We start from the raw sequence: 22,107 nt of genomic DNA on the forward strand, positions 1-22,107 counted from the left end.
TCAGTCGGTGTCGGTGTCGGTGTCGTTTTCGGGGTGGGGGTCGGTGTCGACGTCAGGGACGGGTGCGCCGTGGGGAAAGCCCGCCTCGACGTAGGCGCGGTAGTACGCCTCCCAGGAGCCGGTCTCGCCGGCGGCGGCGTCGGCCCTGGCGTCCAAGGCGGTCAGGCACACTTCCCAGCCGGCGGCGTTGCGGGCGGCGGTGTCCGCGCTCTGCAGTACGTCCGTGAGGGTGAGGCGGGTGCGGTCGCCGGGCACGGCCTCCAGGTCGAAGCGGAGTTCGTCGCCGCCCCACGCGTAGGACAGTCGGCGGGGCGCGTCCACGGCGAGCACCCGGCCGGTGGACTCCGGCATGTTCGGGTCGCCGCTGAACCGGATCGTGCCGCCGGGACGCAGCTCGATCTCGACGCGGGACGGGAACCAGTGGGCCAGTTCGCCGGGGTCGGTGACGAGTTGCCAGACCCGGTCGGCCGGATGGCCGTAAGTGCGGGTGAAGCGGACGGCGGGGCGGCCGTCGTCCAGGGTCAGATACGTGCCGGTCGGATCGGTCGGCATGGCGGATCAGTCCTTTCTCGTCAGGAGCTTCATAGGGGCGGCGCGGATGTCCGGAGGCTCTCACTAACGAAACTTTGCCGTTTCGCGGAAACTCGGCTAGCCTCCATGTGTACGAAACCGTTTCGTTTACGTATTCTTTGCCTTCACGTCCCTGGAGTGGTTCCCCATGTCCTCGAAGACCTTGACGGACGGCACCCGCACGGGCGCCGAACAGCCGCCGTCCGCAGCATCCGCCAAGAAATGGTGGATCCTCGCGGTCGTCGCGCTGGCCCAGCTGATGGTGGTGCTGGACGCCACCATCGTGAACATCGCCCTGCCCTCCGCGCAGGCCGACCTCGGCTTCTCCGACGGCAACCGGCAGTGGATCGTCACCGCGTACGCGCTGGCCTTCGCCTCCCTGCTGCTGCTCGGCGGCCGGATAGCCGACCTCTTCGGCCGTAAGACGGCCTTCCTGGTCGGCGTCGTCGGCTTCGCCGCCGTCTCCGCACTCGGCGGCGCCGCGACCAACTTCGAGATGCTCGTCACGGCCCGCGCGCTGCAGGGCGCCTTCGGCGCGCTCCTCGCACCGGCCGCGCTCTCCCTGCTCAACACCACGTTCACCGACGCCAAGGAGCGCGCCCGGGCGTTCAGCGTCTACGGCGCCATCGCCGGCGCCGGCGGTGCGGTGGGCCTGCTGCTCGGCGGCATCCTGACCGACGCGCTCGACTGGCGCTGGACGCTGTACGTCAACGTGGCCATCGCCGTCGTCGCCTTCGCGGGCGGCTGGCTGCTGCTGTCCAACCACCGCGACGCCGAGAACTCCAAGCTGGACGTGCCCGGCACCATCCTGGTCGCCGCCGGTCTGTTCTCCCTGGTGTACGGCTTCTCCAACGCCGAGACGCACGACTGGGACTCGGCGCAGACCTGGGGCTTCCTGATCGTGGGCGGGGTGCTGCTGGTGGCCTTCGCCTGGTGGCAGACGCGTGCCGCGCACCCGCTGCTGCCCCTGCGCATCCTGCTCGACCGCAACCGCGCGGCCTCCTTCTTCGCCGTGCTGATCTCCGGCGCGGGCATGTTCGGCGTCTTCCTCTTCCTCACCTACTACCTGCAGCTCAACCTCGGCTTCAGCCCGACGAAGACGGGTGTGGCGTTCCTGCCGATGGTCGGGGCGCTCATGGTCGCGGCGCAGGTCGGCACGACGGCCCTGGTCCCGCGGCTCGGCCCGAAGGCGGTCATCCCGCTGGGCTTCGCGATCGCAGCGGGCGGCATGGCCTGGCTGACCGGGATCGGCGTCGGCTCCCACTACCTGAGCGCGGTGCTGCCGCAGCTGGTGATCACCGGTATCGGCCTCGGCCTGGTCATGCCGCCCGCCATGCAGATGGCCACCGGCGGGGTCGCCGCCGAGGACGCGGGCGTGGCCTCCGCCACCGTCAACGCCATGCAGCAGGTGGGCGGTTCGATCGGCACGGCCCTGCTGAACACCCTCGCCGCCAGCGCCGCGACCGACTACCTCGCCGGGAAGGACCCGACGAACAAGCTGGTCCAGGCGCAGGCGACCATCGAGAGCTACACCACCGCCTTCTGGTGGTCGGCCGGCTTCTTCGCCGCGGGCGCGCTCATCGCGTTCCTGCTCTTCCGGCGCGGGGTGCCGCAGCAGGACGCGGACGCGGCGCCGGTGATCCACATGTGACGGACCCTCGTTCGGAGCCGCACCAGGGAGAGGGGCCGCCGTCCGCGAGGGACGGCGGTCCCTCTGCGTCGCGCGGGGAAGTTGAGACCGGGCGCCCGAAACAGGGTGCGCGGCTGGAGGTTTACGCCTGGGTACTCGACGGTCCATGAGAATCAGCGTGCTGGATGTGGGGTCGAACACCGTGCGGCTGGTGGTGGCGGACGCTGCGGGCGGGGTGCCGCTGCCGGTGCACACGGCGAAGTGGCGGCTGAGGCTGTCCGAGCAGGTCGCGCCCGGTGACCCCATCCCCGACGAGGCCGTGGAACGGCTCGTCCGAGCGGTCGCCGCGGCGGCCAGGACCGCGGACCGGTGGGGTGCGGCGGGCCCGCTGGCCTTCGCGACCGCCGTGGTGCGCGCCGCCCCCAACCGCAGCGAGGTGCTGCGCGCGGTCCGGGCCCGGACCGGCGTCGCGCTGAGCACCCTGCCGGGCGAGGTGGAGGCCGAGCTGACGTTCCTCGGCGCCCGCCGCTGGATGGGCTGGCGGTCGGGACCGCTCGCCCTGCTGGACATCGGGGGCGGCTCCTTCGAAGTGGCCTTCGGCCGGGGCCGGCTGCCGGACTTCGTCGCCTCGCTGCCGCTCGGCGCGGGCCGCCTCACCCACGACTTCTTCGCGGACCACGACCCGCCGCCCCCGGATCTCGTCCGCGCGGTGCGGCGCAGGGTCCGCCACCAGCTCAGGGACGTGGCCGCCCGGATCCGCTGGGAGGGTCCGCGCACGGCGGTGGCCACCTCCCGCACCTTTCAGCAGCTGGGCCGGCTGTGCGGGGCACCGCCCGGACGGCACGGCCCCTTCATGGACCGCACCCTGCGCCGCCGCGACCTGGGCGAGGCCGTCGACACGCTGGCCGCGCTGTCCACCGCCGAACGCGCCCGGTTGCCCGGCATCTCCGCGCCGCGCGCCGCACAGAGCCTGGCCGGCGCGGTGGTCGGGCACACGGCGATGAAGCTGACCGGGCTGACCGCGGTCACCGTCTGCCCGTGGGCGATCCGCGAGGGCGTCATGCTGCGCCACCTGGAGGACGGGCCGTCCTGGTGGGCGGACCTCACCCGGCTCCCCGACGAGGACGCGCCCCCGGATCCGCTCCCCCTGCGCCTGGCGAAACACTGACGCGTGCGGGGAACGCATGAGCCCGGAGGCCGGCGGGCGGCCCCACTCCGCCCGTCCGGCCTCCGGGTGCGGGATCGCGGCGGTCCCGTGTCAGGGGCTCGCACTCCCCACTTCACGAGCCTCACTCGGCGTCCACGGGGGCCACGCGATCCCGGTCTCAGAAGGTGAAGAGGCTGCTCCCGGCAGCGTTCTTCACGCAGGCGTTGGCGAAGGTGCGCTCGTAGGAGACGCGCTTGCCCCGCCAGACGCCGTCGACGGTGACGACCACCGGGTCGTACTGCTTGGTGCACCTGGCGTCACCCGGGGCCGCCAGGACGTCGAAGTCGCCGTCGGCGGCGCGCAGTTCGGCGCAGGCGAGGGCGGCGGCGGGGTGGGTGCCGGAGGGGGTCGGCGCGCAGCTCAGGGTCACGGCCCTGGCCGCGTCGACGGTGGCGGCGCTGTCTCCGTGGCCCACGGTCAGCACGAGGGCCGACGGGGCGTAGAGGGAGGTGGGCGCTGCGGCCGGGGCGGCGAGCGCGGATCCGGTGAGGGATCCGCAGACGGTGGCGGCCGTGAGGCCGAGGGTCGCTGCCCAGCGCGCGGTGTTCCGCATTGTGTGCATCCTTCCGCTCGATTCGGGGGTGTGCCGGTCCTGCTCGGTCGGTGCCGGACGCGGCGAGCGCGAGTCTGCCGAGTCCGCCGCCGAATATCACCTCGACCCCATGGGTTTCAGTAACCTTGCGTATTGAAGCAGTGGCGTGAAGTCACGGAATTCGAACGTTCCAACGCCGAAAGCAAGCGCTTCATGATCCCTTCGGTCCGCTCGGTGACCGGTTTTCATAGCTTCGTTAATCGGCCTGAAACATTCCGCTCCGACCCTCGGCCCGCCCCCGTTCCGCTCTCGGCGGACTCCTCGGCGACCCCTTGCGTTCATCTGCCTGCGGAGTAATGGTGATTACATGATTACGCCAGAGCAGAGAGAGAAGCTCAGGGGCTGGTTCGCGGGCCGGCTGCCCGACGACCTCTTCGAGGAGCTGACCGAGGTGACGGTCGACCGCGAGGAGATCACCGTGATCGGGCGCATCCCCGCACCCCGACTGAGCGAGGACGCCCCGGCCGCCGAGCGGGAGGCCGCCGTCGCCGCCCGGATCCAGGAGTTCCGGGAGCGCACCCGAGAGAACCGGATGGCCGTGGCCCGCGACGCCGAGCACCGCTTCCGGCGGAAGGTGTCCTGGGGTGTGGTGTGCGACGGGGAGCGCGCCCTGTTCACCCATGTCGCCGCGCCGGTCATGACCCGGCTGCGGCAGCCCGAGCGCCAGGTCCTCGACACGCTGATCGCCGCGGGCGTGGCCCGCAGCCGCAGCGACGCCCTCGCCTGGTGCGTCCGGCTGGTCCAGCGGCACACCGACGACTGGCTCACCGAACTGCGGGACTCCCTCGAGCACGTCCAACGGGTACGGGCCCAGGGACCGGACGCGGAGCCGGACACCGCCCACGACGACAAGGAGGCGGCGGATCCGTCCCCTCATGACACGGAAGAAGGATGATTCGTCCAGCCGCAGTCGGCGGTGGACGACCACGACAGGCCCCCACCGCCCCTGTGCCTACCCGCCGGTATGGTCGCCCTGCTACGCACGCTCGACCACGGGACGACGAGAGAGGCGGCACGGACGGATGGCCAAGCACTGGGCGGACTTCCAGTACGAGATCTACCTCAACGGGATGACGGGCGCGGTCCCCCGGCTGCCCACCGACCTGACCCGGCTGGAGGAGCTCACCGAGCAGCGGCTCGGGCCGGGTCCGGTCGGCTACGTGGCGGGCAGCGCGGGGAACGGCAGCACGGCGCGGGCGAACCGCGCGGCCCTGGAGCGCCGCCGGATCGTGCCGCGCATGCTGCGGGACGTGCACGAGCGCGATCTGTCGGTCGAGGCGCTGGGCCGGTCGCTGCCCGCGCCCCTGGCCCTGGCGCCCGTCGGCGTGCTGTCGATCATGCACCCGGAGGCGGAGTCCGCGGCGGCCCGGGCCGCGGCCGCACAGGGCGTGCCGTACATCCTGTCGTCGGCGTCCAGCACCCCGATCGAGCAGGTGGCCGAGGCGATGGGCGACGCCGAGCGCTGGTTCCAGCTGTACTGGTCCAAGGACCGGGAGGTGACCCGGAGTCTCCTCGGCCGGGCGAGGGCGAGCGGATACACCGTGCTCGTCGTCACCCTGGACACCCCGCTGCTGGCATGGCGGCCGCGCGACCTCGACCAGGCCTACCTGCCGTTCCTGCACGGCGTCGGCACCGCCAACTACTTCACCGACCCGGCCTTCCGTGCGGGCCTGGCCAAGCCGGTGCACGAGGACCCCAACGCGGCCGTCCTGCACTTCATCAGCCTGTTCGCGGACCCCGGAAAGACCTGGCCGGACCTCGCGTTCCTGCGGGAGAACTGGGACGGACCGATCGTCCTCAAGGGCGTCCTGCACCCGGACGACGCCCGGCTCGCCGCCGACGCCGGGATGGACGGGGTGGTGGTCTCCAACCACGGGGGCCGGCAGGTGGCCGGTTCGGTCGCCGCCGCCGACGCGCTGCCCGGGGTGGCCCGGGCGGTCGGCGACCGGCTGACCGTGCTGTTCGACAGCGGGGTGCGCACCGGCGACGACGTCTTCAAGGCGCTCGCCCTCGGCGCGCGGGCGGTCCTGCTGGGCCGGCCCTACGTCTACGGGCTGGGCCTGGACGGACAGTCAGGCGTCGAGCACGTGATCCGCTGTCTGCTCGCCGAGTTCGACCTCACCCTCGCCCTGTCCGGCCACGCCACCCCGGCGACCGTCGGCCCGGCGGACCTCGCCGAGAACGCCGAACAGCCCTGACGGGGCCTGCCGGCCGGACACCGGTCGGTCGGACACCCCGCACACGACCCCTGACCGGGCTTGCCAGCCAAGCACCGGTCAGTCAGGCACCCCGCACCGAAGCCGGCCGCCACCCCGCACGACAACCCATCAACCCCTGACCAGGCCTACCAGCCAGGCACCCGTCAGTCAGACACCCCGCACCGAAGCCGGCCGCCACCCCGCACGACAACCCATCAACCCCTGACCAGGCCTACCAGCCAGGCACCCGTCAGTCAGACACCCCGCACCGAAGCCGACCGCCACCCCGCACGACAACCCATCAACCCCTGACCAGGCCTACCAGCCAGGCACCCGCCGGTCAGACACCCATCACGGAGGCCGGCCGCCACCCCGCACGACGACCGATCGGGCCCCGGACGGGGCTGCCAACCAGGCACCGGTCGGTCAGACACCCCACACCGAAGCCGGCCGCACCCCGCACGACGACCGATCGGCCTGGCGGGGCCTGCCAGCCGGGTGCCGGTCAGTCGGGTGCCCCGCGCGGAGGCCGGTTGTCGCGTCCTGTGTGGCCATCGCTCGTTGGGACACCGACGCGCCGATCGGACGTCGTGTGAGGGTCGATGCCTGCCTTGCGGATCAGTTGGGCCCCCGCGGGCCCTGGCCGCGCTCCCCCAGGGCCCGCGACCGCGTTGCCGTTGGGCGACCGGCTCGCCGGCGGCCCGTGGGGCAGCGCGCCCCGCCTACGAAGGCGGCCCTCAGGCCGCTCCGTCCGAGAGGTCGACCGGCTGGGCCGACGGAGGTGCGTCCGTGCCGGTGACCGCGAGGGAACCGGGGGTGGCGGAGGCGACGTCGGTCAGCCAGCGCTGGCCGGTGGAGTGGTCGCGGACCTTGACGACGACGTCGGCGCCCGGCTCCGCACCGGCCGTCGCGAGGGCGAGCGCGTCGTCCCAGCGGGGCAGCAACTCGCCCTGCACGGTGAGGTCGTAGCGGACGTCGTCGCCCCGGGCGTTCTCGGCGTCCGCGCACGCGCCGAGGATGACCACGCCGGCGTCCGCGTGGGAGTCCACGCACAGCTCGGGGTGGGCCGCGCTGCGCAGCTGCCCGTCGTCGTTGTAGGACCACTGCTGCGTCCCGTCGGACGAGCAGTCCGCGAGTTCGACGGCGGCGCCCGCCTTGGCCTCGCCCCGGATGTCCAGGCACAGGTCGGCCGCGGCGTTGCGCAGCCTCGTCTGCCGTGGTGCGCTGGGCAGTTGGGCGGTGCCCGGGGCCGTGGGCGAGGCGGTGGCGGCCTGCGAGTCGGTGCCGGGGGCGCTGCCGCTGGTGGAGGCGGCCGGGTCGGCGCCGCCGCTGTCCGACCACATGCCGGCCGCGAGCAGGGTGGTCAGCAGGCCGGCCGAGGCCAGTCCGACGCCGGTGAACAGGGCGCGCGGCGACCGCGCCGCGCCGGACTCCCGGCGGCGGGGCGAGGGGATGCGCGAGAGCAGGTTGCCGCGTCGGCCGCGGGTGCCGCCGCCGCGGTGCCGGGCGGAGCCCTTGAGGCGCACGGTCTGCTGCTTGCTGCGGCCGGGCCGGGTGTCGTGGTAGCGGCGGGCCCCCCAGCCGAGCACCGCCTCGGCGAGCAGCACACCGAGGCCGTTCTCGAAGTGGCCGAGCTGTTCGGCGGCGGAACGGCAGTACCGGCAGGCGTCGAGGTGCTGGCGCACGTCGGGCAGCAGGTCGCCGCCGCGGCGGATGGGGCCGTCGAGGAGCCGGTTGTAGAACCGACAGTCCTTGTTCGGCGCGAGTTCCCGATGGGCGCGTACGACGCCCTCGCGGAGCTTGTCGCGGGCCTGTTCGAGGGCGGCGGACACGGTGTCGGTGTCCATGCCGAGCAGCCCGGCGGCGACGGTGATCTGCTCGGCCTCGACCTCCACGTGCCACAGGACGCAGCGGGCGACCGCGGGCAGGCCCTGGAACGAGCGTTCCGCCAGCACCCGGTTCTCCGGCGTCATGGACTTCGCGCTGCGCATGCCCCGGGCCCCGGCCGGCTTGCGCAGCACCGGCAGAACGCCGGACAGCCCCTCGTCGGCGGACCACAGCCGGGCCATGTCCCGCACGGTCACCAGCAGTCGGGGACGCAGCGCGGTTCCCGGCTCGCCCAGCTTGAGCCGGTCGAAGACCTGGTGGAAAGCGGCCGCGGTGATCATGGACGCGACGCTTGAGGAGGAGGCGAGACAGATGACCGCGTACTCGTGCACCGGTCGCCAGTGCCGGGCGATCAGCAGGGCGGTGGACTGGGCGACTTCGCTGTCCGCGCCGCCGCGTATCCCGGCGGCGAGGGACTCGTCGGATTCTCCTGGGCCCCCGCCCGGCGGAGGATAGGGCGGAAGAGGAGGCTGAGCGGTGGACACTGAGCGAATTCCTTTGGTACGTACCTGTTCGGTGCGGCGGGGAGCGCGAATTCGCCTCCGCCGACGAACGCAGGGGACCCGGCCATGACCCCCCACACGGGTGGTTCACCTTTGCACAACTTAGTCGCGCACAACAAGGCGGCTGCTGAAGCTGCCCTTTGTTGAAAGAGTGTCGATAAGCGACGCCGTGCGCCCCGTGTGAAAAACGCGCACCGAGCAGAACGCCGCGCACGCTCCCGACCCACCGGGACGCGTAGTTGGCTGGAACCCGGCCACTCCTCGGAGGCCCCGCGCAGGACGGCGGCACTCCTGCGCGAAACGGCCGCCGGCCCTGATCCTCCCGCCCTCGGCCGGCGGCCCGCCGCTCCGTGAGCGGCTATATCTGCCAGGACCGCAGCCGGTCCGCCGCGCCGTAGACGTCGGTCTTGCCGTCGATCAGGTCCCGGGCGAGGTCGACGAGCGCTCCGTAGGGCGGATCGATGCCGACCCCGCTGGTGAACATGTACGCCACCGCCGTCGCGCAGGCGAACCGGGCGTTGGCCGAGGGCAGGGGCTTGAGCAGGGTGAGCGTGTGCAGCAGCGCGGCCGCCCGCCAGGCGGGGTCGGAGTCCACGCCGAGCTTGGGCGGATCGACCCGGTGCCGGGCGACCGCGGCGACCAGCGCCGAGAAGTCGTTGACGGTGGGCTGCTCGGGCAGGACCTCTTCGTGGCGCTGGAGCAGCCAGGGCACGTCGATATGGATGACGGCTGTCATCGGTCAGGCGACCCGCCCCTCGCCCTTGGCGGAGCGTTCGTCATCGGGGAAGGCGGCCGCGAACTCGTCGGCATGGGACGCGAAGAACGTGCGGAACGCCTCCGCGCCCTCCTGGAGCGCCCGGTGCCGGGCGATGTCGGCCGCGGCGGCCTCCCGTACGAGTGCCTTCATCGACGTGCCGCGTTCCTTGGCGATCTGTCGCAGGTCCTCCAGCTCACGATCGCTGAATTCCACATTGAGGGCTGGCATGCCCTTCACGGTACCGCGCGGGTACTTACTCGTAAATATCCCCAGGTCAAACTGATGACCACGCGGTACCGGAGGGTGTCCGACCCTTATCCGACCCTGCACGATCCTGACCGGATTCGCGTCTATCCCTGATCCGCCGCGAAGGACGCCATGCGGGTCAGCGCGGCGTTCCAGTTGATCGCGGTCTCGTTGGTCGACCAGGACTGGATGTCGTCGATGTAGCAGAACTGACCCACGCACCCCTGGAGCTTGCTCTGCGCATAGGGGTCCTGAATGCTCGAGTTCGCGCCGCCCGCGAGGGTTCCCGCCGGCGGTCGCGGAAGGCTCGGGTCGAGCTGGTGGGCGTACCAACGGCTGTGCTGCTGATGGGAGTCGACCTCCCCGTAACCGGTGACGTACGACAGGTTGAGCGCATTGCGTCCGAGGATGTAGTCCATGCTCTGGACGGCCGCGTCACGGTACTTCGAGGCGCCGGTGATGTCGTAGGCGGTGGCGATGACCACGGCGTTGTTGAGGACCTGGTGGCTGGAGCCCCAGTCGTAGCGGTTGCCGTCGGGCGCGTAGGGCATGCCGTACGGCTGTGAGGCGAGCGTGGCGAGGTACGTGTCGGCGCCCCGCACCACCGAACGGCGCACCTTGTCGCGGCCGGGGAGCTTGTTCGGGACGGTCGCGAGGTCGAGGCGCCCCGCGGCGGCCGTGCGGGACCAGTCGAAGCCGTAGGGGACGAAGAGGTCGGCGGTGTGCACCGGGGAGGCGAGCACATGGTCGGCGAACTGCTTCTCCCCCGTGGTGAGATACAGCTCGGCGGCCGCCCAGTAGAACTCGTCGGTCGCGTCGTCGTCGTTGTAGGCGCCGCCGCCGGTGCCGTCATTCGGGTCGGCGTAGACCTTCGGATGGGCGAGGGCCGCGGCGAAGGCCTTGCGCGCGGCCGTCAGCGCCTTCGCCGCGAACGCCTTGTCGTAGGGCCGGTACAGGCGGGCCGCCTGGGCGGCCGTCGCGGCCAGGTTGAGGGTCGCGGTGGTGGTCGGCGGGTGCAGTTCGCGCTGCTGGGGGTCGTCGCTCGGCAGCAGCGGCAGGCCCGTCCACTGGGCGTCGTGGACCTTGTGGTGGGCCATGCCCGCGAGGGGCTGCCCGTCCGGCACCTGCATCCTCAGCAGGAAGTCGAGCTCCCAGCGGGCCTCGTCGAGGATGTCGGGCGCCTTGTTGCCGCTCTCGGGGAGGGCGAGGGCGCCGTCGCCGAGCCGGGACGGGTGGCCGGTGCGGGCGAGGAGGGAGCGCTCGTAGGTGCTCAGCAGCTCCCAGGTGGCGATGCCGCCGTTGACGACGTACTTGCCGTGGTCGCCGGCGTCGTACCAGCCGCCGGTGACGTCGAGGCTGTAGTCGCACACACCCGGCTGACAGGGGACGGCGGAGTCGCCCTTGTTTGGGGCCACGCCGACATGGCCGGCCGCCCTGCCGTAGCCGGGGCGGAGGTCGTCGCGGATCGCGATGCCGCTGCGCTGCGTGTAGTAGTACTTCACCGCGTCCAGACTCAGCCGCTCGTAGGCGGCGTCGCCGATGTCGAAGGGGCGGCTGGTCTCGCCGTCGGCGACCAGCGTGAAGCCCGCGCCGCGCGTGCGGTAGGCGCCGAAGTCTATGGAGTGGACGCGCTGCCCGGAGGAGACGTCGAGGCCGCGCGGCACGCTCCAGCCGTGCGCGACCGTCGTCCCGGCGCTGTTCTTCAGCTGCCAGGGCAGTTTCGCGGCGGCGTCGGTGACCAGGGTGGCGTTCTTCGGCCCGGCGGGCAGATAGGCGACCTGGTTGACGCGCACGCGTGGCCCGGTGTCGGGCTCGTACACCTCCGGTGGCACCCCGCCCAGCAGCGACACGTCGTCCAGACAGAACCGCCAGGGCTCGGCGCTCCCGCCGACCTGGAAGGCGACCTGCCCCTGGGCGCTGTCGACCGGCGAGGTGAACGTGTAGGAGTACGACTCCCCCGACCCGCTCAGCACCGGGGTCGCCTCGTACCAGGTGTCGTACGGGGACGCTCCGAGGCCCACGATCGCCCGCACCACATGCCCCTCGGGCACCCCGGAGGCGCTGAAGGAGAAGCGGTACGACGACCCCTTCACCAGGGTGATCGCGTCCTGGCCGACGGCGGAGTCCCAGCGGTTGACGGTGCCGCCCGGCACGTCCGCGCACAGCTTGCCGTCGCTGAGGCCGGCGGTGACGTTGCTGGTCCACCACGGGTCGGCGGTCGTCTCGAAGCCGCCGTTCCTGACCTGCTCGACCTCGTCGGCCCCGGCCTGCTGCACGGGCAGCGCGGTGAGCGCCGCGCCCAGCAGGGCCGCGAGGGACAGCAGGGCGGTTCTGCGTCGTTTCACGTCCAGGCTCCTCGGGGAGGTGCGGGACGCGTCCCACGAGGTGCGTATGGGAGCGCTCCCAGGGAGGGGTCGCAGGACATGCTTGTTGGAGTCATGACACCCCGTCAACGGTACGGACGAGATGAACGCGAGATGAGGGCCAGATGCGTCTCGGGGCCGTTGTCAGTGGTGGGTTCTAGGGTGGGTCGTCCGTGGACCAACAGGTCGACTCACAGGAGGAATTCATGACGAGCCTGCCCGACCGGCCCCTCACCGCCCTGCTCGTCATCGACGTCCAGAAGGGCGTGGTGGCGGGCGCGCCCCGGCGCGAGGAGGTGATCGCGAACATCGACACCCTGGTCGGCGCCGCACGCGCGCAGGATGTGCCGGTGATCTGGGTGCAGCACTCCGACGACGACCTCGAGCACGGCAGCGAGGACTGGGAGTACGTCGAGGAGTTGGTCCGCCTCGACGCCGAGCCCCTCGTCCACAAGCACTACCAGGACTCCTTCGAGGAGACCGAGTTGGAGACCGTGCTGGCCGCGCGCGGGGTGGGCCGGGTCGTCGTCACGGGGGCGCAGACCGACGCGTGCATCCGCTCCACGCTGCACGGCGCCTTCGTGCGCGGGTACGACGTGACGCTGGTCGCCGACGCGCACACCACGGAGGACCTCACCTCGTACGGCGCCCCCGCTCCGGAGCAGGTCATAGCCCACACCAACCTGTACTGGGCCGGGCAGAGCGCACCCGGCCGCAGCGCGGGCACGGTGGACACGGCGAAGGTGACGTTCGACGCGGCCGACGCGGGCTGAGGCAGGGCCGCCGGGAAGCGGCGCCCGGACGCGGTGACGCCCGGGCGCCGAAGGATCCGAGGCGGCCCTCCGGTCAGCCGCTCATGCCTCCAACCTGCTGATGCGGACCGCCCCTTGGACCGTGCCGGGTGCACCGCTGGTCAGTTTCAGCCGCAGCCTGGAGCCGCGGACCGGGTCGAAGGTGAGCGCCGTCGGCGCGTCCGAGGCGGTGGCCCAGTCGACGGTCACCCCCGTGACCGGCACATACCGCTTGCCGTCCCAGACCTCGGCCTCGATCGACGCGGGCAGGCTGTGCGCGGCGTCGACGGTGAAGGACACCTCCGCCCGGTCGAAGTCCCGGGTGCGCCCGTAGTCGACCGACACCCAGTCCCTCGGCCGAGCCCCGCTGAAGGCGGGCAGCAGGGCGGTGGCGGCCTTGGCGAAGGCGTTGGACCAGCCGGTGGCCGGGTCGCCGTCCAGCAGCGCGGCGGGCAGGGTGTCCGGTCGGCCGGAGTAACTGGCGTCCGCATGGGGGTAGGCCACGGGCTCCGGGTGCTCGGGGGCGAAGGCCGCGGCCGGGGTGGTCGCCGCCGAGCGGGCGTGCGTGGTGCGCACGGTGGCCGTGCCCTTGCGCAGGCCGTCCACGCGGGCGGTCACCTTCAGGGCGCCCGCCTCGGCGCCGGAGCGCACGATGGCGAGGGCCTTGCCGTGGAAGGCGGTGCGGGTACTGGCCTGGTAGCGCTCGGCGCTCTCCTCCCGCCCGTTGTCGAGTCCGGCGAGGGAACCGCCGGTCACCTGGAAGGAGATGAGGTGCTCGGCGTCGGGCACGACGGTCCCCCGCGCGTCGACCACGTCGGCGGTGACGAAGAGCAGGGAACGCCCGTCCGCGGGAAGGGACTTGCGGTCCGCGGTGAGCCGTACGGCGTGCGGGGCGCCGGCCGTGCGCAGCACGTCGGTGGCGACCGTCCTGCCGCCGCGGCGGGCCACCGCCTTCAACTCGCCCGGCGCGTACGGCACCTTCCACGTCAGGTGCAGCTTGCCCGCGCTGCCGTTCGGGCTGGTGTAGCTGCCGGGGTAGGGGCCGGTGGTGAAGGTCTTGTCGTCGCCGGGGGCCTCGGTGGTCTCCAGGTAGGTGCGGCCGTCGAGGGTCTTCTTCGTGTCGAACTTCCGTACGCCCAGGGACTTTCCGTTGAGGTACAGCTCCACCGTGTCGACGTTGGAGTACGCCCACACCTCGACCGTGTCGCCGGCCTCGTGGTTCCAGGTCATCGGCGCCAGATGCACCATCGGCTCCTCGACCCACTGGCTGCGGAAGAGGTGGTACATGTCCTTCGGGAAGCCGGCCGTGTCGACCGCGCCGAAGAAGGAGGCCTTCACCGGGAAGACGTTGTACGGCGTGGGCTCGCCGATGTAGTCGATGCCGGACCACAGGAACTGGCCCATGAACCACTTCCGGTCGCGGTCCTTCTTGTGCCCGTACTCGCCGCTCATCGTCCAGGAGGCGAGGTTGTTGTCGTACGAGGAGGTCGCCCGCTTGCCGGGGGTGTGGTTCTCGCCGGTGTTGAGGTGCTCGGGCTCCTGGTAGGCGCCGCGGGTCGAGGTCTCCGAGGAGGACTCCGACTCGAAGAGGAACAGGTGCGGGTAGGTGGCGTGCAGGGCGTCCACGGACTTGGCGGTGTTGTAGTTCAGGCCCAGGCCGTCCAGCTTGGCGAGCATCAGGTCGGCGGCGGAGCCCTTGGCGGGCGGGGTGCGGTACTTGTCCGAGCCGATGATGAGCGGCCGGGTGTCGTCCACCGCGCGGATCGCGGCGATGATCCGGTCCGCCATGGCGAGACCGGCGGTGGAGGTGGAGTCGGTGATCTCGTTGCCGATGGACCACAGCAGGACGGCGGGCGAGTTGCGGGCCGCGAGCACCATCTCGGTGGCGTCCCGCTCGCACCACTCGTCGAAGAACCGCCCGTAGTCGTACCGGGTCTTGCCGGTCTTCCAGCAGTCGAAGGCCTCCACCAGCATCACGATGCCCAGGTCCTCGCAGACCCGGATCATCTCCGGGGAGGGCGGGTTGTGGGAGGTGCGGAAGGCGTTGACGCCCATCGACTTCATGATCGTCATCTGGCGGCGGACAGCGTCGACGCTGACCGCGGCCCCGAGGGCGCCCAGGTCGTGGTGGAGGTCGACGCCCTTGATCTTGGTGTACGTGCCGTTGAGGTGGAAGCCCTCGTCGGGGTCGAAGCGGAAGGTGCGGATGCCGAAGGGCGTGCGGTAGGTGTCGGTGCGCTCTCCGGCGACGCGTAGTTCGGTCTCCAGCGTGTAGCGGTGCGGGGTCGCGAAGTCCCACCGCTGCGGATCGGTCACCGTGAGTTCGTGGGTCTCGGCGGCCCGGTCGGCGACGGCGACCGTGGAGGACGTACGGGCGACGGTGCGGCCGTTCGGGGCGAGGATCCGGGAGACGACCTCGACGTCGGCGCCCGTACCGGACGCGTTCACCACGGTGGTCTCGACCCGGACGACGGCCCGTTCGTCGGTGATCTCGGGGGTGGTGACGTATGTGCCCCAGCGGGCGACGTGCACCGGTTCGGTGACGACCAGGCGGGCCTCGCGGTAGATGCCGCTGCCGGAGTACCAGCGGCTGCTCGGGAGCCGGTTCTGCACCTTCACCGCGAGCACGTTCTCGGTGACGCCGTCGGTGTGCAGCAGGTCGGTCAGGTCGAAGGCGAAGCCGGTGTAGCCGTAGGGGTGGCGGCCGGCCTCGACGCCGTTGCAGTAGACGGAGGAGTCCATGTAGACGCCGTCGAACTCGACCGAGATCCGCTGGCCGGCCCGGGCGGGCGGCAGGGTGAAGGCGAGGCGGTACCAGCCGAGGCCCCCGGGAAAGAAGCCGGTGCCGCTGGTCGTGCCGTTCTGTGTGGTCGGGGTCTGCTCGATGCTCCAGTCGTGCGGCACCGCGACCTCGCGCCAGGCAGAGTCGTCGTAGCCGGGTGCGGCGGCGTCCGCGTACTGCCCGGTGGGGTCGGTGATCCCGCCCGGGTTGACCAGCGCGAAGCGCCAGCCGTCGCGCAGCGCGACCGTGCGGCGGCCGAAGGCGCTCGTGGCGGCCTCGGCGGCCTGAGCCGCGGGCGTGCCGAGGAGTGCTCCGGCGGCCGGTGCGGCCGTGGAGGCGAGAAGGACCGATCTGCGAGTGACCGTCATGGTCGGCTCTCCCTCATCAGGAACCAGAAGTACTCACAACTGATCGTTAACAAACAGAATCTGACGACGGGCCACTCATGCCCGTCAAGGGTGCGGAGGCGTCCTCCCGCCTCATGCGCCCCCCGGGGCTTCCTGCACGACATAGGCCGGTTTTGCCCCTTGACCTCGGCGGGACAACGCTGTCTCGTCGGGCCGTGGGGGTTCCGGTCCATGCAGGAGACGGACGCACTAGGCTGGACGGAAATGTCGTGTCCGTTCACTGTGAGTGTCCGCGATGGAGTGGCCAGATGAGCCCGGAGTATCCGTTCGACGAGGCCGCGACGGCCCGGGCTGTGGTCGATGACGCCGGCACGCTCGTCGGATGGAACAAGGGCGCGCAGACCCTGTTGGGCTGGTCCTCGGCCGATGTCGTGGGCCGGCCCGCCGCGGAACTCCTCGTCGACGGAGCGATCGTCCCCACCGGCCCCCGCTGGGACGGAACGGTCACTTTGCGCCACCGTGACGACCGTCCGGTACGGGTGTGGCTGCTCGCCCACCACGCCGAGTCCCGGGACGACGACCCGGGGCAGTGGCTCGTCGTCACCCCGCTGGCCGGAGGCGGCCCCGGCTCCCCCGACGACCCTTTGGCCACCGCGGCGCTGGTCCAGTCGCCCTGTGCCGTGGCGGTCTACGACGAACGCCTGCGGCTCAGCCACATCAACGAGGCGATGGGCGAGGTGATCGGACTGCCCGAGGAGCGGATCCGGGGGCTGCGGCTCTCCGAGATCGGCGGCCGACCGCAGAGTGCGGAGCTGGAACAGCACATGCTGCGCGTGCTCGCCAGCGGCCGGGCGCAGGACGTGCAGATGTACACGAAGACCGGCGGCGAGGCCCGGGCGCACGCCTGGCTGGCCCGGATGGCGCCGGTCACCGACGCCGCCGGCCGGGTGCGGGGCGTGTGTCTGGCCGCCCACGACTTCACCGACAACTACCTCGCCCGTGAGCGGCTGCAGCTGGTCAACGAGGCGAGCGTGCGCATCGGCAGCACCCTCGACGTCACCCGGACGGCCCAGGAGCTGGCGGAGGTCTGCGTGCCGGCGCTCGCCGACTTCGTCAGCATCGACCTGCTCGACCCGCGGGACGGCGGCGACCCCCCGAGCCGGTTCGACCCGCCGCTGAGCCTGCGACGGGCCGCGCACCACTCGGTGAACCCCGGCAGCCCGGAGGCGGTGGCCAAGCCCGGAGAGGCGCAGGACTATCCGACCGGGTCGCCGCAGGCCGACTCGCTGGTCGCCGGGCACACCGTCCTCGGCTCCCTGGCGGACGGCGGTCTGGACGCGTGGCTCGCCTGGGACCCGAGACGCGCCTCCCGGGTGCGGGAGCTCGGCATCCACTCCACGATGTCCGTGCCGATCCAGGCGAGAGGTGTGACGCTCGGCGTCGCCGTCCTCACCCGGTTCAGCCGACCGGACCCGTTCACGGCGGACGACGTGCTGCTGGCCGAGGAGGTCACCGCCCGGGCCGCCGTCTGCATCGACAACGCCCGCCGGTACTCCCGGGAGCGTGAGACGGCCCTCGCGCTGCAGCGCAGCCTGCTCCCGCGCACCCTGCCGCGCACCGCCGCCGTCGACGCAGCCTCCCGCTATCTGCCGGCTGCCCGGGCCGGGGTGGGCGGCGACTGGTTCGACGTGATCCCGCTGTCCGGGATGCGGGTCGCCATGGTCGTGGGGGACGTCGTCGGGCACGGCGTCCAGGCCTCGGCCACCATGGGCCGGCTGCGCACCGCCGTGCGCACCCTCGCCGACATCGACCTCGCCCCCGACGAACTGCTCACCCACCTCGACGACCTGGTCGTCCGGCTGTCGGAGGAGGCGGGTGTCGAGGGCAACCCGGGCGAGGTCGGGGCGACCTGCCTGTACGCGGTGTACGACCCGGTGTCGCGACGCTGCACCCTGGCGCGGGCCGGGCATCCCCCGCCCGTGCTGCTGCGGCCGGGCGGGGCGCCCGACCGGGTCGAGCTGCCCGCCGGTCCCCCGCTGGGCCTGGGCGGGCTGCCGTTCGAGTCGGCGGAGCTGGAACTCGCCGAGGGCAGTGTCCTCGCCTTCCACACCGACGGCCTGATCGAGTCCCGCGAGCGGGACGTGGACGCCGGTCACCAGCTGCTGAGCCAGGCCCTGGCGGCGTACTCGGACTCCCTGGACGAGACCTGCGACCGGATCCTGCACGCCCTGCTCCCGCCGGGCGGCGCCACCGCCGACGACGTGGCGCTGCTCCTCGCGCGCACCCGGGGCCTGCCCGCCTCCCAGGTCGCGACCTGGGACATCCCCGCCGACCCGTCGCTGGTCGCGCCGATCCGCAGACAGGTCGTCCGCCAGCTGGGCGACTGGGAGCTGAGCGATGCGTCGTTCACGACCGAGCTGGTGGTGAGCGAGCTGGTCACCAACGCCATCCGGTACGGCTCCCACCCGATCCGGCTGCGGCTGATCCACGACGCGGCGACGCTGATCTGCGAGGTGTCCGACAACAGCCACACCGCCCCGCACCTGCGCCGGGCGAAGACCTGGGACGAGGGCGGGCGGGGCCTGCTCCTGGTCGCCCAGCTCACCCAGCGCTGGGGCAGTCGGCACACCCCCGACGGCAAGACGATCTGGGCGGAGCTGAGCCTGTTCGACGAGGAGTGACCCGGCCGGCAGCCGCTTGACGGGTGTTTTACCCGCGCGTGTTTTCATGGACGGACACCCGGACCAGTTCGATGGGCGGGCACCACCGCACCCGCCCGCTCCGGAGATCTCCCCTGAACACCCCGCTCGCCGAAACGCTGTCCGTCGCCCTGCTCGCCGCCGCTCTGGGATGGGCCGTACTGCGTCCCGCCGGGCGGTCGGAGGCCGTCGTCGCCGTGCCGGCAGCGGCCGTGGCGGTCGCCCTCGGGGCGGTCTCGCCGGAGCATGCGCTGACGGAGGCCGAGCGGCTCGGGCCGGTCGTCGGCTTCCTCGCGGCGGTGCTGGTGCTGGCCCACCTGTGCGACGTCGAAGGGCTGTTCACGGCGTGCGGGGCGTGGATGGCCCGCCGTGCCGCGGGGCGCCCGCGACGCCTGCTGGTCGCCGTGTTCGTGCTGGCCTCGGTGGTCACGGCCGTGCTCAGTCTGGACGCGACCGTGGTGCTGCTGACGCCGGTGGTGTTCGCCACCGCCGCCCGCATGGGGGTCCGCGCCAAACCCCACGTCTACGCGACCGCGCACCTGTCGAACACGGCCTCGCTGCTGCTGCCGGTCTCCAACCTCACCAACCTGCTGGCGTTCGAGGCGAGCGGGCTGAGCTTCAGCCGGTTCGCCGCGCTGATGGCGCTGCCCTGGGTGGTCGCAGTCGGCGCCGAGTACCTGGTCTTCCGGCGCTTCTTCACCGCCGACCTGCCCGCCGCCGAACCCGCCCCCGACGCGGGCCCGGCGCCCGAGCTGCCGCTGTTCGCGCTGGTCACCGTCGCCTGCACGCTCGCCGGGTTCGTGGTGGCCTCGGCGGTCGGGATCGAACCGGCCTGGGCGGCGTGCGCGGGAGCCCTGGTGATGGCGGGGCGGGCGCTGGTGCGGCGGCGGGTGACGCCGGTCGCCGTGGTGCGGGCCGCCGCGCCGGGGTTCCTGGCGTTCGTGCTGGCGCTCGGGATCATCGTGCGCGCGGTCGTCGACAACGGGCTCGCCGGCGCGCTGCGGCACGTCCTGCCCGACGGCTCGGGCCTCCTCGTCCTGCTCGCCGTCGCCGCGCTGGCCGCCGTCCTGGCGAACCTGATCAACAACCTGCCCGCGGTGCTGGTCCTGGTGCCGCTCGCCGCCCCGGCCGGGACCGGGGCGGTGCTCGCTGTGCTGCTCGGCGTGAACATCGGCCCGAATCTGACGTACGCCGGATCGCTGGCGACGCTGCTGTGGCGGCGCGTGGTCCAGGCGCGCGAGGAGCAGGTCGGGGTGGGCGAGTTCACCCGCCTCGGCCTGCTCACGGTGCCGGCCGCGCTGGTCCCGGCCGTCGTCGCGCTGTGGGCGTCGCTGCGGATGGTCGGCGTCTGACCGCTCGGGTCGTCAGCGGCGCCCGTAGAAGCCGGAGCCGTAGCCCCCGTAGCCTCCGTAGCCGTAACCGCCGCCGTACCCCGAGCCGCCGTAGCCGTATCCGGTGCCGCCGGAGGAGCCCGGCTGGCCGCCCCACGAGCAGGAGTACCAGTTGGAGGGCGAGCAGGACGTGTTGTTCGAGCCCGGGGAGGAGCTCGTCGGCGGCGTGGCCGTCGCGGACGGCGTCGGGGTCGGGGTCGGCTTCGCGGCCTTGGGCGTGGGAGCCGGTTCCGGGGTGTCGGAGGGGGTGCTGTCGGCGCCCCAGTTGACGAACTGCATCTGAGCGTCGGGCTGCGAGGTGTCGACCACCCAGCGCTGTGCGGCGCTGTCCACCCGGCTCTTCAGGACGAGGGCGCCCGACCCGTCGGTGGCGGCGGGCGCCAGCGCGAGGTTCTGGCCCGAGCGCGGGACGAGCGTGCCCTGGAGCGTGAAGTCGTACCGGACGTTCTTGGGGTCCGGCTGGGCGGCGCCCGCGCAGGGGGCCAGCCGGATCGAGTAGCCGAGGCTGGAGTCGAGGCAGAGGTCGGCGTTGGCGGCGCTGCGCAGCAGCCCGTCGGGTGCGTACGACCACTGCTGGCCGGCCGCGGAGGAGCAGGTGGCGAGTTCGGCCTCGGCGCCGCTGACGGCCTTGGGGCCGACGACGCCGATGCACAGTCCGGAGGCGACGTTGTGCAGCCGGCCGCGCAGGGTGCCCTGGGCGTCCTCGCCGGCGCCGATCCAGGACGGGTCGGAGGCGGCCGCGTCCGTCCCGGGCGCCGGGGTCTTCGCCGGCTCGCTGTTCGCGGCCGGGGCGGTTCCGTCCCCGGAGCCGATGGCGGCCCACACCACGAGCGGCAGGACGACCAGCCCGCTCACCGTCAGGACGGCGGCGGTGAGGTTGCGGCGTCGGGCGGCACGGCGGGCCGCCTTCTGGGCCGAACGGCGCGATCCGGGACGGGAGTCGGCGGCGGGTACGGGCCGGGCGCGGAAGGGACCGCCGGCCCGCGAACCGAGCCGGGAGAACGCGCCCGCTCGCAGTCCGGCGCGGGAGTCCGCGGCGGCGGCGACCGGGCCTCCGGGCGTCGAGGGGACGGGGTTCCCGTCGGTGAAGGCCTCGCCGGCGTAACTGGGGGGCTGCTCCGTGACGGGGTCGGCGCTCTCGCCGTCGCCGGCCACTCTGATCTGCACGTAGGCCGCGGCGGCCCAGCCCAGGACGCCCTCGGCCAGCGCGGCCCCGAGCAGGCCCTCGAACTGCCGCAACTGGTCGGCGGTGTGGGCGCAGTGCCGGCACTGGTCCAGGTGAGCGCGCAGGTCGAGGTCGACGCCGCCGCGGCGGCAGGTGACGTCCAACAGCCGGTGGTAGCGGTGGCACTCGTCGTCGGTGGCGAGTTCGCGGTGCACCTGGAGGCACTCCTCGCGCAGCCGCTCCCGGGCCCGGGCCAGCTCGGCGCGGGCGCCGTCGTCCTCCAGGCCCAGCAGCCCGGCCGGGACCGCCAGCGGCTCGGCCTCGACCTCGGTGTGCCAGAGCAGGCAGCGGGCGGACTGCGGCAGCCGCTGGAACGCCCGGGACAGCATGCGCCGGTGCACGGGCGGCAGCAGCCGGGCGGCCGCGCGGTCGCCGTCCTCGCCGTCGGAGCGCAGTGCGGGATGCAGCAGGTCACGGCGGCCGTCGGCGTCCCACTCGGCGGCGATGCGGCGCACGGTGACCAGCAGATGAGGGCGCCAGGCGGCGGTCGGCCCGTTCTGCCGCAGGGTCTCGCCGAACAGCCGGGTGAAGGCGGCCGTGGTGAGCATGCCGGCCGCGCGCTCACCGTCGGTGCACAGCCGTGCGTAGGCGAACGCGGCCTCCCAGTGCCGGTCCAGCAGCTCGCCGACGGGATGCGGCGCGGGCGTCGCCCCCGTCCACTTCTTCAGCTCCGAGCTCAACTGTTCGTCCGTCGCCTCATAGCGGCGCGCCGAAGGGGAATTCGACAGGCCTGCGTCATTCACGGTCTGCATTCCTTCCGGGGACATGCGGCATAAAGTCCATACCATCCGGTATGCGACCCCGCCCACGAAGCGGGATCGACGGCACAGGATTCGGCGCCTCTGACATCCGTGGGGGACAGCTCTTTTGAAGCGTGGGGGGTGTGGACGGGAGGCGCCTCGCGCGCAGCGGAGAACGT

Annotated in this window: 15 protein-coding genes; 7 read left to right on the forward strand and 8 right to left on the reverse strand. The window is 72.6% G+C overall.

The features are described 5' to 3' along the window. On the reverse strand, nucleotides 1-552 hold the full coding sequence (locus ACIBAF_RS13880; RefSeq protein WP_399463407.1) for an SRPBCC family protein: 552 nt from the start codon (nucleotides 550-552) through the stop codon (nucleotides 1-3). Between the two features lie 166 nt (nucleotides 553-718). On the opposite strand from ACIBAF_RS13880, the gene ACIBAF_RS13885 reads away from it, so the two are divergent. Together ACIBAF_RS13885 and ACIBAF_RS13890 are read left to right on the forward strand one after the other, a co-directional pair. Beyond that, the gene (locus ACIBAF_RS13885) at nucleotides 719-2,221 is read left to right on the forward strand and encodes an MFS transporter (protein ID WP_399463408.1); all 1,503 of its coding nucleotides are present in this window, start codon (nucleotides 719-721) and stop codon (nucleotides 2,219-2,221) included. Between the two features lie 145 nt (nucleotides 2,222-2,366). Next, a complete protein-coding gene (locus tag ACIBAF_RS13890; protein ID WP_399463409.1) occupies nucleotides 2,367-3,368 on the forward strand; it encodes a Ppx/GppA family phosphatase in 1,002 nt (333 codons plus the stop codon). Nucleotides 3,369-3,525: 157 nt separating this feature from the next. Here the strand turns inward: ACIBAF_RS13890 and ACIBAF_RS13895 are convergent, their stop codons facing one another. Next, on the reverse strand, nucleotides 3,526-3,960 hold the full coding sequence (locus tag ACIBAF_RS13895; RefSeq protein ID WP_399463410.1) for a protease inhibitor: 435 nt from the start codon (nucleotides 3,958-3,960) through the stop codon (nucleotides 3,526-3,528). A 346-nt stretch (nucleotides 3,961-4,306) separates the two neighbouring features. On the opposite strand from ACIBAF_RS13895, the gene ACIBAF_RS13900 reads away from it, so the two are divergent. Together ACIBAF_RS13900 and ACIBAF_RS13905 are read left to right on the forward strand one after the other, a co-directional pair. Beyond that, nucleotides 4,307-4,894, forward strand: coding sequence for a hypothetical protein (locus ACIBAF_RS13900; protein ID WP_399463411.1), 588 nt, complete (start codon nucleotides 4,307-4,309; stop codon nucleotides 4,892-4,894). 127 nt (nucleotides 4,895-5,021) lie between these two features. Further along, entirely contained in the window at nucleotides 5,022-6,197 is a 1,176-nt protein-coding gene (locus ACIBAF_RS13905) for a lactate 2-monooxygenase (protein WP_399463412.1), read from the forward strand. Nucleotides 6,198-6,934: 737 nt separating this feature from the next. On the opposite strand, the gene ACIBAF_RS13910 is transcribed toward ACIBAF_RS13905, so the two are convergent. From ACIBAF_RS13910 to ACIBAF_RS13925, 4 genes are all read right to left on the reverse strand, one after another. After that, a complete protein-coding gene (locus ACIBAF_RS13910; protein WP_399463413.1) occupies nucleotides 6,935-8,569 on the reverse strand; it encodes an RICIN domain-containing protein in 1,635 nt (544 codons plus the stop codon). A gap of 376 nt (nucleotides 8,570-8,945) precedes the next feature. Then, nucleotides 8,946-9,323 (reverse strand): toxin Doc, encoded by a 378-nt coding sequence (locus ACIBAF_RS13915; protein ID WP_319674145.1) that lies wholly within the window; start codon nucleotides 9,321-9,323, stop codon nucleotides 8,946-8,948. Between the two features lie 3 nt (nucleotides 9,324-9,326). Further along, nucleotides 9,327-9,572: a hypothetical protein gene (locus ACIBAF_RS13920; protein WP_399463414.1), complete on the reverse strand. Its 246-nt coding sequence runs from the start codon at nucleotides 9,570-9,572 to the stop codon at nucleotides 9,327-9,329. 122 nt (nucleotides 9,573-9,694) lie between these two features. Further along, nucleotides 9,695-11,935 carry a glycoside hydrolase family 9 protein gene (locus ACIBAF_RS13925; RefSeq protein WP_399463415.1) on the reverse strand — a complete coding sequence of 747 codons (2,241 nt, stop codon included), beginning with the start codon at nucleotides 11,933-11,935 and terminating at the stop codon, nucleotides 9,695-9,697. Between the two features lie 224 nt (nucleotides 11,936-12,159). Between ACIBAF_RS13925 and ACIBAF_RS13930 the strand changes: the two genes are divergently transcribed. Then, a complete protein-coding gene (locus tag ACIBAF_RS13930) occupies nucleotides 12,160-12,726 on the forward strand; it encodes a cysteine hydrolase family protein (RefSeq protein ID WP_399463416.1) in 567 nt (188 codons plus the stop codon). An 81-nt stretch (nucleotides 12,727-12,807) separates the two neighbouring features. Here the strand turns inward: ACIBAF_RS13930 and ACIBAF_RS13935 are convergent, their stop codons facing one another. Further along, the gene (locus ACIBAF_RS13935; RefSeq protein ID WP_399463417.1) at nucleotides 12,808-15,894 is read right to left on the reverse strand and encodes a glycoside hydrolase family 2 TIM barrel-domain containing protein; all 3,087 of its coding nucleotides are present in this window, start codon (nucleotides 15,892-15,894) and stop codon (nucleotides 12,808-12,810) included. 287 nt (nucleotides 15,895-16,181) lie between these two features. On the opposite strand from ACIBAF_RS13935, the gene ACIBAF_RS13940 reads away from it, so the two are divergent. After that, complete coding sequence (locus tag ACIBAF_RS13940; RefSeq protein WP_399463418.1) at nucleotides 16,182-18,554, forward strand: SpoIIE family protein phosphatase; 2,373 nt, start codon at nucleotides 16,182-16,184, stop codon at nucleotides 18,552-18,554. A 71-nt stretch (nucleotides 18,555-18,625) separates the two neighbouring features. After that, nucleotides 18,626-19,924, forward strand: coding sequence for an SLC13 family permease (locus tag ACIBAF_RS13945; protein ID WP_399463419.1), 1,299 nt, complete (start codon nucleotides 18,626-18,628; stop codon nucleotides 19,922-19,924). Nucleotides 19,925-19,936: 12 nt separating this feature from the next. On the opposite strand, the gene ACIBAF_RS13950 is transcribed toward ACIBAF_RS13945, so the two are convergent. Continuing rightward, nucleotides 19,937-21,940, reverse strand: a complete 2,004-nt coding sequence (locus ACIBAF_RS13950; RefSeq protein ID WP_399463599.1) for a ricin-type beta-trefoil lectin domain protein — start codon at nucleotides 21,938-21,940, stop codon at nucleotides 19,937-19,939. Nucleotides 21,941-22,107: the final 167 nt, after the last annotated feature.

The organism is Streptomyces sp. NPDC051677 (genome assembly GCF_044453465.1).
Taxonomy (GTDB): domain Bacteria; phylum Actinomycetota; class Actinomycetes; order Streptomycetales; family Streptomycetaceae; genus Streptomyces.

Bases quoted from the DNA above. Each gene is read 5' to 3' on its own strand.
- ACIBAF_RS13915 (WP_319674145.1), bottom strand. From the start codon at position 9,323: ATGACAGCCGTCATCCATATCGACGTGCCCTGGCTGCTCCAGCGCCAC.
- ACIBAF_RS13930 (WP_399463416.1), top strand. From the start codon at position 12,160: ATGACGAGCCTGCCCGACCGGCCCCTCACCGCCCTGCTCGTCATCGAC.
- ACIBAF_RS13940 (WP_399463418.1), top strand. From the start codon at position 16,182: ATGAGCCCGGAGTATCCGTTCGACGAGGCCGCGACGGCCCGGGCTGTG.
- ACIBAF_RS13935 (WP_399463417.1), bottom strand. From the start codon at position 15,894: ATGACGGTCACTCGCAGATCGGTCCTTCTCGCCTCCACGGCCGCACCG.
- ACIBAF_RS13880 (WP_399463407.1), bottom strand. From the start codon at position 552: ATGCCGACCGATCCGACCGGCACGTATCTGACCCTGGACGACGGCCGC.
- ACIBAF_RS13950 (WP_399463599.1), bottom strand. From the start codon at position 21,940: ATGCAGACCGTGAATGACGCAGGCCTGTCGAATTCCCCTTCGGCGCGC.
- ACIBAF_RS13945 (WP_399463419.1), top strand. From the start codon at position 18,626: ATGGGCGGGCACCACCGCACCCGCCCGCTCCGGAGATCTCCCCTGAAC.
- ACIBAF_RS13890 (WP_399463409.1), top strand. From the start codon at position 2,367: ATGAGAATCAGCGTGCTGGATGTGGGGTCGAACACCGTGCGGCTGGTG.
- ACIBAF_RS13895 (WP_399463410.1), bottom strand. From the start codon at position 3,960: ATGCGGAACACCGCGCGCTGGGCAGCGACCCTCGGCCTCACGGCCGCC.
- ACIBAF_RS13885 (WP_399463408.1), top strand. From the start codon at position 719: ATGTCCTCGAAGACCTTGACGGACGGCACCCGCACGGGCGCCGAACAG.
- ACIBAF_RS13920 (WP_399463414.1), bottom strand. From the start codon at position 9,572: ATGCCAGCCCTCAATGTGGAATTCAGCGATCGTGAGCTGGAGGACCTG.
- ACIBAF_RS13905 (WP_399463412.1), top strand. From the start codon at position 5,022: ATGGCCAAGCACTGGGCGGACTTCCAGTACGAGATCTACCTCAACGGG.
- ACIBAF_RS13900 (WP_399463411.1), top strand. From the start codon at position 4,307: ATGATTACGCCAGAGCAGAGAGAGAAGCTCAGGGGCTGGTTCGCGGGC.